A 14204-nucleotide genomic window follows, 5' to 3' on the forward strand; every position below is an offset into this window, starting at 1 on the left:
CCCTAACCCTCTCCCCGTAAACGGGGCGAGGGGACGTGCCATGCGAGAGGCTGGCGAGGAACGGAGAGGTTGCGGCCATTCCCCTTCGCCCAGCGAGCGGGAGAAGGTGCCGGCAGGCAGATGAAGGGCAGGCGTCGAATGATGTCTGATTTTCCAGGGAGACGACCGCAGTTGAACATATTCGGCTTGAGCGACGAGGAATGGACGGCAATCCTGCTCAGCCTGCGCGTCTCGATCGTCGCAATGCTGGCGAGCCTGCCCTTCGGCATTCTCGTTGCCTTGCTCTTGGCCCGCGGCCGCTTCTGGGGCAAGTCGTTGCTGAACGGCATCGTTCACCTGCCGCTGATCCTGCCGCCCGTCGTCACCGGTTTTCTTCTTCTCATCCTCTTCGGTCGCCGCGGCCCGATCGGCAGCCTGCTCGACCATTATTTCGGCATCATCTTCTCCTTCCGCTGGACGGGCGCCGCACTTGCCTGTGCCGTCATGGCCTTTCCGCTGATGGTTCGCAGCATTCGCCTGTCGATCGAAGCGGTCGACCGCAAGCTGGAAGAGGCGGCCGGAACGCTCGGCGCCGGCCCTGCCTGGGTTTTCCTGACGATCACCCTGCCGTTGACGCTCCCGGGCATCATCGTCGGCATGATCCTCTCCTTCGCCAAGGCGATGGGCGAGTTCGGCGCGACGATCACCTTCGTCTCCAACATCCCGGGCGAGACCCAGACGCTGCCGGCAGCAATCTACACCTTCACCCAATTGCCGGGCGGTGATGCCGGCGCGCTGCGACTGACGCTGGTCGCTGTCGCCATTTCCATGGCCGCTCTGCTTGCCTCGGAGTTCCTTGCTCGTCTCGCCGGCCGAAGGATTGATCCGGAATGACGCTGATTGTCGAGGCAAAACAAAGGCTCGGCGCGTTCGCGCTCGACGCCGCCTTTACCTCCGAAGGCGGTGTAACCGTATTGTTCGGCCGCTCCGGCTCCGGCAAGACCTCACTGATCCGCATCATCGCCGGTCTCGCCCGGCCGGATGAAGGTCGCGTCGTGCTTGACGGCGAGCGCCTCACCGAAACGACAGCTGGCATCTTCGTCCCGAAACACCGCCGCCGTTTCGGTTATGTCTTCCAGGAGGCACGGCTGTTTCCGCATTTGAGCGTCCGAGCCAATCTTTCCTACGGCCGCTGGTTTGCCCCAAAGGCGGCACGCCGTGAGAGCTTCGATCATATTATAGACCTGCTCGGCATCGAGCCGCTGTTGGAACGCAGCCCGGCAAAACTTTCCGGCGGCGAAAAACAGCGCGTCGCGATCGGGCGTGCCCTTCTCTCCTCACCCCGCCTGCTCTTGATGGACGAGCCGCTCGCCGCCCTCGACGAGGCACGCAAGGCCGAGATCCTGCCATATCTCGAGCGGTTGCGTGATGAAACCGAAATTCCGATCGTCTATGTCAGCCATGCGATCGCCGAGGTGGCACGACTCGCAAATCAGGTCGTCGTCCTCAGCGACGGCAAGGTGGAAACGACCGGCCCGGCCGTCGACATATTGAGCCGTCCCTCAGCGGCCGCCGACCGGAAAGAGGCCGGCGCGCTGCTCGAAGGCACCGTCGAAAGCTTCGATGCGCGTCACCGCCTGTCGACCGTCGCTCTGAAATCCTCCCAACTGCATATTCCGAGCGGAGTGCTTCCGCCCGGCAGACCGGTGCGCATCCGCATTCCGTCGCGCGACGTCATGCTGGCGACCGCCAGGCCCGAGGGCCTCAGCGCGCTGAACATTCTCGAAGGCAGGATCGAGGCGATATCGTCTGGCGAGGACGGAACGGTCGAAATCCGGATCGATTGCGGCGGCAATGCCATTCTTTCGCGTATCACCGCACTGTCCTGCGAGCGCCTCGATCTCCGGCCTGGCAAGACCGTCTTCGCCATCATCAAGACGGTTGCCCTGGAAGGCTGATCAACCGTGCTCGCCAGGCGGCAGGTTGCGCTTGGCTTCGAGCCAGGCGAGATCCTTGGCAAGGCTCTCCCGCACCGTCTTTTCCATCCGGCGAAAACGCGCGAGCAATTCTTCGCCGAACGGTGTCAATGCCGCGCCGCCGCCCTTCTGCCCGCCGCGTTGCGGCTCCACCACCTGTTCTGAGAACATCCGGTTCATCTCGCTGACAAGCAGCCATGCTCGGCGATAGGACATGTCCATCGCCCGCCCGGCCGCCGAGATCGATCCGGTCGCGCGGATATGCTCCAGCAGCTCCATCTTGCCGTGACCGAGACGATGCTCATTCGGGAAGCTGATTCGCAGGACGGGAACAGGTGTTTTTGCGGCGGGGTCGGTCATTGAATCGAAAAATCGAGGAATTTGCGGCACTTTACGCCGCGGCACGGAAACTGTACACCGACCGCAAAGCAGCCCGAGCGGCAATATTCTTCAATTCGGACGCCAGATCGGATTTTCGGCGGCTCTGTACCTTAGCACGTCTTGAAACATTAATGGATTGATGCCTATCTTAACCATGATCCGGTCGTGATCGGATCTCGTGTTGTGCATGGTTTGTCATTCCAGGAAAGGGAAAAAACTGACAACAGTACACGCCAAGGGAAAAACGCTCGCCGTTGTCCCGAAGAGTGCGGAACGTGGCGCCGATGCCGCTGCCCGCGCTTTAGAAGCCGTCCTCACCAGTCTTGAGGACTCCAAAGCTGAAGATATCGTCACCATCGACATTGCCGGAAAATCGGCGCTTGGAGACTACATGGTCGTCGTCTCCGGCCGCTCGAACAGGCATGTCTTGGCGATCGCGGATCACCTGCTCACCGATCTCAAGGACGAAGGCTTCGGTACGGCCCGCGTCGAAGGTCAGGAAGGCGGCGACTGGATCCTGATCGACACCGGTGACATCATCGTGCATGTGTTCCGCCCGGAAATCCGCGAGTTCTACAATATCGAAAAGATGTGGGCGGCTCCGGATATGGATGAGGAAACACGGCACTGACAGGCAGGCCGGCATCGCCCGGCGCCTGAGATGCGGCATTTGACTGGCCGGGAAACATGCGAAGCCGGCTGCGGTGTATCGTGTGCCTGAAATGCCGTCACGAGCAGGAGCGGGGAAATGCGAATTGGTCTTTTTGCGGTGGGACGGCTGAAGTCCGGCCCCGAAAAGGATCTCGTGGCCCGTTACGTCGATCGTTTTGCCAAGGCCGGCTCTGCGGTCGGCCTCGAATTCACCCGTATTACCGAAGTTGGCGAAAGCCGCGCCTCCAATGCGGAGACCCGCAAGCGCGAAGAGGCGGCGATGCTGCTGAAATCGCTGGCCGAGGGCAGTGTTCTCATTCTTCTCGATGAACGCGGCAAGGCGCTCGACAGCCAAGCCTTCGCAAACCTGCTCGGCACCTATCGTGACCAGGGAAAACGCGAGCTGACGATTGCGATCGGCGGAGCCGACGGCCTCGATCCCGCCCTTTACGATCGGGCCGACGCCACACTGTGCCTCGGCAAAATGACCTGGCCGCACCAACTCGTGCGCACGCTGATCGCCGAGCAGCTCTACCGCGCCGTCACCATCTTGTCCGGCCACCCCTATCACCGCGTCTGACGCCTCAGGCTCGGTCCAGGGCTTTGGCTGCGCGTCGCATTGTCACGCAGCCGTGTTTTGCGCAGGCAGGCTTTCTCCTGCAAACTTTCTGGCAAAGCGTGCCAAATCAGCTTAGTCTCCGCGCGATTTGAGAGAGTGCCCGGACACGCATGACGACGACTCCAACCAGGCGACACCGCATGATTCTGCCGGCACTTGCGGCCGGTTTCGGTGTTGCGGTCATCCTCGTCTCGACAAGCCCGTTTTCGGTCCGGGCCCAGGATGCCGCCCCGGAAGCGGCGCAAGCTTCAAGCCCGCCGCCCGCCGAGGCGCCGTCGCCCGATCCGGCCGCCGAACTTGCCGCCAAACGCGATCGGACCCGCGCCGAACTCGAAACCCTGTCGAAATCAATCAGCCTGTCCTCCGACAAGGTGAGCGAACTCCAGCAGAGTATCGCCAATCTGGAAAAGAGTACGCAGAGCATTCGCCAGGCGCTGATCGATTCCGCCGCCCGCCGCAAGGGGCTGGAAAAACAGATCCTCGAGAGCGAAAAGAAGCTTGCCGACCTCGGCGTCAAGGAGGATGGCATCCGCCGTTCCCTGCATGAACGCCGCGGACTGCTGGCCGAGGTGCTGGCAGCACTCCAGCGCATGGGCCGTAATCCGCCGCCGGCGTTGCTCGTCACCCCCGACGACGCGCTTGCTTCCGTGCGCAGCGCCATCCTGCTCGGTGCCGTCGTGCCCGGCATTCGCAAGGAAACCGACAAGCTCGCCGCCGATCTCGGAAGCCTGGCCGCGCTGCAGACGGCAAGCGCCGCCGAGAAGACGCAGCTGACAGCGACGATGACTGATAGCATTGAGGAAGAGCGGCGCATGGACCTGCTGCTTGCCGAAAACGACAAGCTCAGCCGCAGCAACGCCGCTGATCTGGAGGCCGAGAAGAAGCGGTCCGAGGAACTCGCGGGCAAGGCGACCAGCCTCGAAGGCCTCGTCGCCTCAATGGAATCCGAGATCGCCTCGGTACGCGAAGCGGCCGCCGCCGCTCGCCAAGCCGAGGAGAACCGCAAGCTCTTGACGGACGAGCAGCGGGCTCAGGCGAAGGCGCTGGCCGAGAGCGGCGTGCCCGATAAAAACCGCATTGCGCCCGCATATCCCTTCGCAGAATTGAGGGCGAAATTGGAACTGCCCGTGGCAGGCGATATTCTGCGCCAGTTCGGCGATGCCGATGGCACCGGGCATGAAGCCATGGGAATGACGGTCGCCACCAACCCCGAAACAGTGGTGACGGCCCCGGCCGACGGGCTGGTGGTTTTTGCCGGCGCTTTCCGCAGTTACGGTCAGATGGTCATTCTCGACGCGGGCGGCGGTTACCACCTGGTTCTCTCGGGAATGGATACGATCAATACCCGTCAGGGAAAATTCGTTTTCTCCGGCGAGCCGCTCGCCGTGATGGGAGCGAAAAGAGTGGCAAGCGCAACTGCATTGGCGCTGGAAACGGACCGGCCAACGCTTTACATTGAATTTCGAAAAGACGGTAAACCGGTCGATTCCCGACCGTGGTGGACCGCCAAGGACACTGGAAAGGCACGCAATGATTCGTAGGGCTTCTCTTGTTCTGGTCGGCGCATTGATGGGTGCGACCGCGATGAGCGTCATTTATTCGGCAGGTGTGCCGGCAGAAGCAGCCGGATCCTCCACATACAAGGAACTGTCGGTATTCGGCGACGTCTTCGAACGGGTGCGCGCGCAATACGTTACGCCGCCGGCCGAAGACAAGCTGATCGAAAACGCCATCAACGGCATGCTGTCCTCGCTCGACCCCCATTCGAGCTACATGAATGCGAAGGACGCCGAAGACATGCGCACCCAGACCAAGGGTGAATTCGGCGGCCTCGGCATCGAAGTCACGATGGAAGACGAGCTCGTCAAGGTCATCACCCCGATCGATGACACGCCCGCCGCCAAAGCCGGTGTTCTCGCCGGCGACTACATTTCCGAGATCGACGGGCAGTCCGTTCGCGGCCTGAAGCTGGAAGACGCCGTCGAGAAGATGCGCGGCGCCGTCAACACCCCGATCAAGCTGACGCTGATCCGCAAGGGCGCCGACAAGCCGATCGAACTGACGATCGTCCGTGACGTCGTCGCCGTCCAGGCCGTCAAGTCGCGCGTCGAGGACGATGTCGGTTATCTCCGCATCATCTCCTTCACCGAAAAGACCTATCCCGACATGGAGAAGGCGATCAAGAAGATCAAGGACACCGTTCCGGCCGACAAGCTGAAGGGTTATGTCCTTGACCTGCGCCTCAACCCGGGCGGCCTGCTCGACCAGGCGATCAACGTCTCCGACGCCCTGCTGCAGCGTGGCGAGGTCGTTTCGACCCGCGGCCGCAATCCCGATGAAACCCGCCGCTTCAATGCCGGGCCAGGCGATCTGACGGACGGCAAGCCGGTCATCGTGCTGATCAATGGCGGTTCGGCGTCTGCATCGGAAATCGTCGCCGGCGCCCTTCAGGATCTGCGCCGTGCCACCGTTCTCGGTACGCGCTCCTTCGGCAAGGGTTCGGTCCAGACGATTATCCCGCTCGGCGAAAACGGCGCGCTGCGCCTGACCACGGCGCTCTATTACACGCCGTCGGGCCGCTCGATCCAGGGCACCGGCATCACCCCTGACATCAAGGTCGAGGAGCCGCTGCCGGAGGAACTGCAGGGCAAGATGGTGACCGAAGGCGAATCCAGCCTGCGCGGCCACATCAAGGGCCAGAGCGAAACCGACGAGGGTTCGGGCTCCGTTGCCTATGTGCCGCCGGACCCGAAGGATGACGTTCAGCTGAACTACGCGCTCGACCTGCTGCGCGGCAAGAAGACCGATCCGGCCTTCCCGCCGAACCCGGACAAGGCCGTCGTCGCCAAGTAATCGATCATTGCAAGGCCGGGCACTCGCCCGGCCTTGACCCTTTCTGCTGTTTCCCGGTTTGGAGCGGGCGAGAAAATTGGGAACGGACCTGCATGCGCCTTTGGGGCGCAACCGCAAAACCGGCAGCCGGCGGCCGGGAGTGCTGCTTCTCGGCCGCATCGCCGCCAGTCTGTGTCTTTTTGCAATAGGCGGCTTCTCGCTCTATACGGCGTTTCGCGGCGACGGGCTCGAACGCAAAAATCCGCCGGCAACCGATCAGGCGGCAGTGCCCTCCTCCGGCACACCCCAACCAGCGCAAAAGCCGGCCGGCCAGGCGGCGGATGGCATGCCGCGCGCCGAACCGCGTTCGGGCGCCAATGTCGAGCAGATGGTCACCGGTGACGGCTCCGTCGTCACCAAATACAGCCCCCGCCCCCGCGACGGCGGCGGACCGGTATTGGTCGATGCGATGCAGATCGGCCAGGATCCGCGCATGGCGGCGCTGCCGAACGAGACGCTGCTTGAGGATTCGGCCTATGGCAGGCTGCCGATCGTCGGCCCCGACGGCCGACGGCCGATGGATCAGTATGCCCGTCCCGCGTCCGGCGCCCGCGGTGTACGCATCGCCATTGTCGTCAGCGGCCTCGGGCTTAGCCAGACGGGAACGCAGCGCGCCATCGCCGAATTACCCGAGGAGATCACGCTAGCCTTTGCCGCAAGCGGCAACAGCCTCCAGCGCTGGATGCAGGAGGCTCGCCGCGGCGGCCATGAAATCCTTCTGCAGGTGCCGCTGGAACCGTTTGATTATCCGGCGAACGATCCGGGCCCTGAGACTCTGCTGACCTCAAAGCCTGTCGCCCGCAACATCGAGAACCTCCACAAGGCGATGGGCGAGATCACCAACTACACCGGCATCATGAACTATCTCGGCGGCCGTTTCCTTTCCGACCCTGCCGCCATGGAACCGGTCATGCGCGATATCGGCAAGCGTGGCCTGCTCTTCCTCGACGACGGGACGTCGGCGCAGTCGAAAACGGCTGATGTCGCCAAGGGGACTGAACTGCCCTATGTCTTTGCCGATCTGCAGCTCGACGGCCAGCTCGACGTCAACGCCATCCTGCAGAAACTCGACGAGCTCGAACGCATCGCTCGCAAGAACGGCCAGGCGATCGGCGTCGCCTCGGCTTTTGACGAAAGCGTCGACGCCATTGCCAAGTGGAGCGAGGAAGCTTCAATGCGCGGCATCGAGATCGTCGGCGTCGCAGCGCTTTCCAACGACCCCAGAAACCCCTGAGATGATGACCTCAACGGAGAAAAAGATGAGCCAGGCGACCGTGAAAGCCGAGGATCTGCCCTATCGCCCATGCGTCGGCGTGATGATCCTGAACCGCGATGGCCTGGTCTGGGCCGGCCGGCGCATCCCCGACGGCAATTCCGAATATGACGGCTCGCCGCAGCTCTGGCAGATGCCCCAGGGGGGCATCGATAAGGGCGAGAATCCGTTGGATGCCGCCTATCGCGAGCTTTATGAAGAAACCGGCATCAGGACGGTGACGCTGCTCGCCGAAGCGCGGGACTGGATCAATTATGATCTGCCGCCGGCGCTGATCGGCATCGGACTGAAAGGAAAATTCCGCGGTCAGACGCAGCGCTGGTTCGCCTTCCGCTTCGACGGCGACGAAAGCGAGATCGCTATCAACCCGCCGCCCGGCGGCCACGATCCCGAATTCGATGCCTGGGAATGGAAGCCGATGCATGCACTGCCGGGCCTGATCGTTCCTTTCAAACGCGCCGTCTATGACCAGGTGATCGCAGAGTTCCAGCATCTGGCGGCGTTGCAATCGGAAGACTGATCATGCCCGGATGCTTCCGTTTTGGGCGCGGCGAGCACGGGAGTGCCGGCCGCCCTAAGGCGGCCGGCACCTGGTAGGAGCTTATTCGGCTTGGTCAGCGGAATCGGCGTTGAGCTGGCCGTATTTGCTTTCGCCGATTTTTTCGAGCAGATCGAGCTGCGTTTCGAGGAAGTCGATATGGCCTTCTTCATCGGCCAGCAACTGTTCGAACAGCTTCATCGAGACGTAATCGCCGGCTTCATAACAGATATCGCGCGACTTCTTGTAGGCCGTGCGGGCGTCGTACTCGCCGGCGAGATCGGCTTCGAGGACTTCCTTGACGTTCTGGCCGATGCGCAGGGGGGCCAGGGTCTGCAGATTGGGATGGCCTTCGAGGAAGATGATGCGGGCGACGAGCCGGTCGGCATGATGCATCTCTTCGATGGATTCGGCGCGTTCCTTCTTGGCGAGCTTGGTGTAGCCCCAATCCTCGAGAAGACGATAGTGGACCCAGTATTGGTTGACCGCCCCGAGTTCGAGGAACAGTGCCTCGTTAAGCCGCTCGATGACCTTTTTGTCGCCTTTCAATGTCCGCTCTCCTGTTTTCCTCATGGAACTGCTTCAAGCGCGACATGAAATCAAATATCTCGGCCTCCGTCGAGTGGCGACGGGCGTGATATTCCTCGGTCGTCTGGATAATAATGTCGACCACGTTGGGGAAGCAGCCGCAGCAACGGCCGCGTTTTTCCATGGCGTGGTAGACCTTCGCAGGCACGATAAGCTGCCAACAGTCGTCGTCGAGAAGGTTGGTGATAACCTCCCGGATTTCCTTGTCGGTTATGTAATTGCAGCTGCAGACAAGCACGTCTTCATTTCCAAACATGACATTGACTATCGTGTTTTCTGCTAAAGAAGATGGTGGCTGTCAAGAAAAAATTCGAATCAGACGGCATCGATTGGAAGCGATGGGCGCGGCCTGTTGCAGATTGACTGGAACTGTGCGGCGATCACACGATGAGGCATGCCGGTGATCCGGTCGATCCGACTGCTAATGAAAGTTCCGCCCGCGCGGCATGACCTCGGCGGTTTCCACCACACCGGCATGGCGGCCCGCGGCGCCCGCCTCCCTTTCCAATTCCGCCCCTTCCCGCGCATTCGCAAGCCTTCTCTGTCGTGGATCGACCCCTGGCCTCAGCACCTCGTCGGCGCGCTCGCAGGCACCGAAACGTCGGGCCTCGCGTTGCAGGATGCCAAGCGCCGGCGTCATGTCCTCGATATGCTCGACGACCGTATGGATGACGCCGCTATGGCTTTGCAGCCTGCCCCGGATTTTCACGAGCCGGGCACCCATGACGACCGCCCGGTATTTTTCGAATATCTTGCTCCAGACGATAGCGTTGGCGACACCGGTTTCATCCTCCAGCGTCATGAAGATTACACCCTTGGCCGAACCCGGGCGCTGGCGCACCAGCACCAGACCGGCGATGGTCACTCTCTTTCCGTTCGGCACCGTCAGGAGATCGACATTGCGCGTGATGCCCATCTTTCGGAATTCCTCCCGCAGGAAAGACACCGGATGCGCCTTCAGCGACAATGACAGATAACGATAATCCTCGATCACCTGCTCGCCTGGCGGCATATCAGGCAGGCTGGTCTTCGGTTCGACCTGCAGATCGATATGGTTCACCCGATCGAACAGAGGCAATTTTTCAGGAGCGTATTTCGTATCCAGCGCCCTTGCAGCCCAAAGCGCCTCACGCCTCGATAGGCCGATCGAGCCGAAGGCATCGGCATCCGCCAGCCTTTCGATATCGGCTTTGTCGAGGCCGGACCGCAGCCAGAGATCACGAACCGAGCCATAACCATCGCCCCTGTTGGCAAGAAGGCTCTCCAACGCCTTCTCGGACAGACCCTTGACCTGCCGGAAGCCGAGGCGAACGGCTCGCTTTGCCTTGATGAGGGCTCGCATATCGGCATGCCGCCTGTCGACGGCATTTCTGTCGAATACCGCCTCCTCGAGATGGCAATCCCAATTGGATCTGTTGATGTCGACGGGTCGGACCTCGACCCCGTGTTCCCTGGCATCACGAACGAGCTGCGCCGGCGCGTAGAAGCCCATCGGCTGCGAATTGAGCATGGCAGCGCAAAAGACGTCTGGATAATAGGCCTTGACCCAGGACGAGGCATAGACCAGCAGGGCGAAGGAAGCCGCATGGCTTTCCGGAAAGCCATATTCGCCGAAGCCTTCGATCTGGCTGAAGCAGCGTTCGGCAAAGTCCCTCGGATAGCCTCTGCGGGTCATACCATTAATCAGATCATCCTTGAACGCGTTGACCTTTCCCAACCGCTTGAAGGTCGCCATCGAGCGGCGCAGGCGGTCGGCCTTGGCAGGCGAGAAGCCCGCCGCCGTAATCGCGATCTGCATCGCCTGTTCCTGAAACAGTGGCACGCCGAGCGTCCGCTTGAGGATCGGGATCATCTCGTCTTTCGGATAGTCGATCTTGAAACCTGGAGAATGCGACTGCTCCCGCCGCGTCAGGTAGGGATGGACCATATTGCCCTGAATCGGCCCCGGGCGGACGATTGCCACTTCAATCACGAGATCATAGAATCGGCGCGGCTTCAGCCGGGGCAGCATGCTCATCTGCGCCCTGCTTTCGATCTGAAAGACGCCCAGCGTGTCGGCCCGGCACATCATGTCATAAACCGGTACGCCCTCGTCTCCGTGTTCCCTGTTGCCGAGATCGGCAAGGGTTTTCTTCACGTCATAATGCAGTTCGAGCAGCGAGAAAGCCTTTCTGAGACAGGTCAGCATTCCGAGAGCCAGAACATCGACCTTCAGGATCTTGACGTTGTCGAGATCGTCCTTGTCCCATTCGATCATATAGCGATCCGGCATCGCCGTCTTCATGATCGGCACGACTTCATCGAGCCGATCCCGGGTGATGACGAAGCCGCCGACATGCTGGGTCAGGTGACGCGGAAATCCGAGGAGTTCGGACGCATAGCGCAGAACGTTTGATGTCACCGGATCCGAAATATCGAGCCCAGCCGCCTTGGCATCCCGCTCCGACAGATTATCCTCCGACCAGCCCCAGACCAGGCTGCTGATCGCCGCCTGGACGTCCTCCGAAAGCCCGAAGGCCTTGGAGACCTCGCGGCCGGCGGAACGAGTGCGATAGGTGGTGACGCCAGCCGTCAGCCCGGCATGCTCCTTGGTATATTTTCTGTAGATGTGCTGGATGACTTCTTCGCGGCGGTCATGCTCGAAATCCACATCGATGTCAGGCGGCTCGTCGCGATCCATCGAGATGAAGCGGTCGAAAAGCAGTGTGCTTTTGGTCGGATCGACTTCCGTGATCTCGAGGCAATAGCAGATGACCGAGTTGGCTGCAGAACCGCGGCCCTGGCACAAAATCTTCAATTCATAACGCGCATGCTGGATGAGCTTGTGGACCGTCAGGAAATAAGGCTCGTATTTCTTCTCCCGGATGAGATCGAGTTCATAGTCGATCTGGGTCTGGATTTGAGCAGGAACGCCATCCGGATAGCGCTTCTTAGCGCCCTCTTTCGTCAGACGTTCGAGGGTTTCATAAGGCGTCTCGCCGGGATCGTTTTCCGGCGGGTAATTGTGTTTCAGCTCATTGAGCGAAAACGAAAGCCTGCCGAAGAATGTCCCGGTATTGGCGATCGCCTCCGGATAATCGCGAAACAGCCGGGCCATTTCACGTGGGCCCTTGAGATAACGCTCGGCATTCGGAGCAAGAAGAAAACCTGCTTCGGCGATCGGAACATGCTCGCGGATCGAAATGACGATATCGGAAAGGGGTCGGCGATCCGTATGGTGATAGAGCGGCTGGTTGGTCGCGATGACAGCAATGCGGTGGCGGGCGGCGATTACGGAAAGTGCCGCGAAAACCTGCCTGTCGCGGCCATCATAGGCAGGCGCCAGCGCCACGTGAAACGCCTTGCCGAAACGGTTCTGGAACCGGGCGAGACAGGCTTCCAATTCCTGTTGGGCGACAGGCTCGACGGCAGCCGCCTGGCCGGGAACGAGGGCCAGCATCATCTCGTCCCCCCATTCCATGATATCCGCCTCGTAAAGCAGGCAGGATCCCTTTTCCGCTCTCAAATTTCCCGCACTCAGCAAACGGCAGAGATGCGCCCACCCTCGCCTGTTCTCAGGATAAGCAAGGATATCAGGCGTTCCGTCTGAAAAAACGAGACGGGCGCCCGGCTGAATCCGGATTGGATCGAGAATCTTCTCTTCCTCTCTGCCGTCGAGGTTCTTCTCGTGCCTTCTTCTGAATTTCTCTTCGATCTCCTGCGCCTGCGCATGCGCCCGGACGACGCCGGCAACCGAATTCCGGTCGGCGATTCCAAGACCGGAAAGTTTCAGCGCCGCGGCCTGCACCACCATTTCCTCAGGTTTCGAAGCACCCTCCAGAAAGGAGAAATTGGTGCGGGCGCCGATCTCGAAAAATGCAGGCGCCGCGCTCATGCGAAAATCCCGTGCATAAACCAGCGCGGCGGCGGCTCTTCACCGTAAAAGCCTTCGCGGTAAATCCAGAAACGATGCCCGGCATTGTCCTCGACACGGAAATAGTCACGCGTTTTGGCGTCGGCGCCATCGATCCACCACTCCATTGCAAGCCGTTCCGGGCCTTCGCTGCGCAGAACCTGATGCTGCATGCGGCGCCACCGAAAACTTTGCGGCGGCCCTTCCGGAACTTCGGCGAGCAAGGCCTCCACCGGTTCCGGTCGGGCAAAAAGCCTCAGAGGCCGCTCGCTGCGAGCGGCGGAAAGACGGCTTCCCTCGCTCCTGCGATGCGCCGGAAAACTCTCCATGAGTGGGGTTATGATAACCGCACGCTCCGGCACATGGCTTTCACGGAGCTGAAAGCTTTGGAGACAGTCTGCGCCAAGGCGAGCCGAGACGCGGTCGATGAAAGCTGCAAGGGAGATCTCTCTTTGCCGCCCGCCGTCGAAATCGCCCTGCGTTCCTTCGAAGGGCTCATGGCGCACGACATTCAGCCGCAGGATCTCGAAACCATATCCGGCATCGAGATCGTCATGAATTGCCTGCAGACGCTGGGAAAAAAGATCCGCGATCCGCTTCGGCTCCCTGAGCGGCCGTGAAGCGCCGACCGAAATCCGGAAAACCCGGCCATCGACCCGAAACAGCACGAGTTCGAAGACGCGGCCGCCGGCGCCGCGGGCTTCCAGGGAGGGTTTCAGCGACACGGCGATCTGGCCGGCAAGGACGAGAATATCCTCTTCGGTGCCGATCGGCTCGGCCAGCCGCCGCTCGGCCGAAAGGCTCGCAACCGGCAGGCGCGGCGAAATCGGTTCCTCATCATGTCCGAGCGCCTGATCGAGCCGCAATAGCAGGCTTGCCCCGAAACGGCGGGTCAACGGCGCCCGCGGCGCATTCATGACATCGCCGATATATTTCAGCCCGAGCTTCTTCAGCGATGCCACGGTGTCTTCGTTCAGCCGAAGCGCGGCGATCGGCAGCGGCGCCAGCATATCCTCCATTTCCTCGTCTTCGATGACGCCGCCATTGCCAAAACGAGCGACGGCCGAGGAAAGGCCGGGCGAAGAGGAGATCGAACCCCGGACGTCGAGCCCCATATGGAAAAGCCTGAGCAGAATATCCTTCAGCAGCGCTCTCTCGCCGCCGAAAAGATGGGCACAGCCGCTAATGTCGAGAAACAGCCCGTCCCGTCCGTCGATCGCCACCAACGGCGTATAGCGGTCGCACCAGTCGGCGATGGCTTCGAGCAGCCGCGCATCGGCGGCCCGATCCTCCTCGACGATATCGAGTTTCGGATGCATGGCGCGCGCTTCCGCGACACCCTGGCCCTTCTTCAGGCCAAGCGCCTCCGCGGCCTCGTCCAGCGCCATCAGCCGCATGGCATTTTCGTGCTTTCC

Annotated in this window: 12 protein-coding genes and 1 pseudogene; 8 read left to right on the plus strand and 5 right to left on the minus strand. The window is 61.3% G+C overall.

Features of this window, described 5'->3' with window-relative positions; translation table 11 throughout:
• Positions 1–171: 171 nt before the first annotated feature.
• Both modB and modC read left to right on the plus strand, forming a co-directional pair.
• Positions 172–873, plus strand: a complete 702-nt coding sequence (modB, locus tag NL154_RS20760; protein ID WP_221122897.1) for a molybdate ABC transporter permease subunit — start codon at positions 172–174, stop codon at positions 871–873.
• Positions 870–1937 (plus strand): molybdenum ABC transporter ATP-binding protein, encoded by a 1068-nt coding sequence (gene modC, locus NL154_RS20765; RefSeq protein ID WP_221122896.1) that lies wholly within the window; start codon positions 870–872, stop codon positions 1935–1937. The genes modB and modC overlap by 4 nt, the downstream gene beginning before the upstream one ends.
• On the opposite strand, the gene NL154_RS20770 is transcribed toward modC, so the two are convergent.
• Positions 1938–2315: a winged helix-turn-helix domain-containing protein gene (locus NL154_RS20770; RefSeq protein WP_210632749.1), complete on the minus strand. Its 378-nt coding sequence runs from the start codon at positions 2313–2315 to the stop codon at positions 1938–1940.
• Between the two features lie 208 nt (positions 2316–2523).
• Between NL154_RS20770 and rsfS the strand changes: the two genes are divergently transcribed.
• The 6 genes from rsfS to NL154_RS20800 all read left to right on the plus strand — a co-directional run bounded on the left by rsfS (position 2524) and on the right by NL154_RS20800 (position 8291).
• Positions 2524–2967 carry a ribosome silencing factor gene (gene rsfS, locus NL154_RS20775; protein ID WP_434733280.1) on the plus strand — a complete coding sequence of 148 codons (444 nt, stop codon included), beginning with the start codon at positions 2524–2526 and terminating at the stop codon, positions 2965–2967.
• Between the two features lie 117 nt (positions 2968–3084).
• Positions 3085–3567 carry a 23S rRNA (pseudouridine(1915)-N(3))-methyltransferase RlmH gene (rlmH, locus tag NL154_RS20780; protein WP_221122895.1) on the plus strand — a complete coding sequence of 161 codons (483 nt, stop codon included), beginning with the start codon at positions 3085–3087 and terminating at the stop codon, positions 3565–3567.
• A gap of 179 nt (positions 3568–3746) precedes the next feature.
• Complete coding sequence (locus NL154_RS20785) at positions 3747–5147, plus strand: murein hydrolase activator EnvC family protein (protein WP_434733281.1); 1401 nt, start codon at positions 3747–3749, stop codon at positions 5145–5147.
• Positions 5137–6459: a S41 family peptidase gene (locus tag NL154_RS20790; protein WP_003543943.1), complete on the plus strand. Its 1323-nt coding sequence runs from the start codon at positions 5137–5139 to the stop codon at positions 6457–6459. Before NL154_RS20785 ends, NL154_RS20790 begins: the two co-directional genes overlap by 11 nt.
• Positions 6460–6535: 76 nt before the next feature.
• Entirely contained in the window at positions 6536–7732 is a 1197-nt protein-coding gene (locus NL154_RS20795; RefSeq protein ID WP_221122894.1) for a divergent polysaccharide deacetylase family protein, read from the plus strand.
• 25 nt (positions 7733–7757) lie between these two features.
• Positions 7758–8291: an RNA pyrophosphohydrolase gene (locus tag NL154_RS20800; RefSeq protein WP_210632753.1), complete on the plus strand. Its 534-nt coding sequence runs from the start codon at positions 7758–7760 to the stop codon at positions 8289–8291.
• Positions 8292–8372: 81 nt separating this feature from the next.
• On the opposite strand, the gene bfr is transcribed toward NL154_RS20800, so the two are convergent.
• The 4 genes and pseudogenes from bfr to NL154_RS20820 form a co-directional block, all read right to left on the minus strand.
• Positions 8373–8858 carry a bacterioferritin gene (gene bfr / locus NL154_RS20805; RefSeq protein WP_434733282.1) on the minus strand — a complete coding sequence of 162 codons (486 nt, stop codon included), beginning with the start codon at positions 8856–8858 and terminating at the stop codon, positions 8373–8375.
• Positions 8824–9223, minus strand: a pseudogene (locus NL154_RS20810) ((2Fe-2S)-binding protein). Before NL154_RS20810 ends, bfr begins: the two are co-directional and overlap by 35 nt.
• Positions 9224–9318: 95 nt before the next feature.
• Positions 9319–12771 (minus strand): error-prone DNA polymerase, encoded by a 3453-nt coding sequence (locus NL154_RS20815; protein WP_434733283.1) that lies wholly within the window; start codon positions 12769–12771, stop codon positions 9319–9321.
• Entirely contained in the window at positions 12768–14186 is a 1419-nt protein-coding gene (locus tag NL154_RS20820; protein ID WP_434733284.1) for a Y-family DNA polymerase, read from the minus strand. Before NL154_RS20820 ends, NL154_RS20815 begins: the two co-directional genes overlap by 4 nt.
• Positions 14187–14204 lie beyond the last annotated feature (18 nt).

It is taken from the genome of Rhizobium sp. YTUHZ044 (assembly GCF_051123975.1).
GTDB lineage: Bacteria > Pseudomonadota > Alphaproteobacteria > Rhizobiales > Rhizobiaceae > Rhizobium.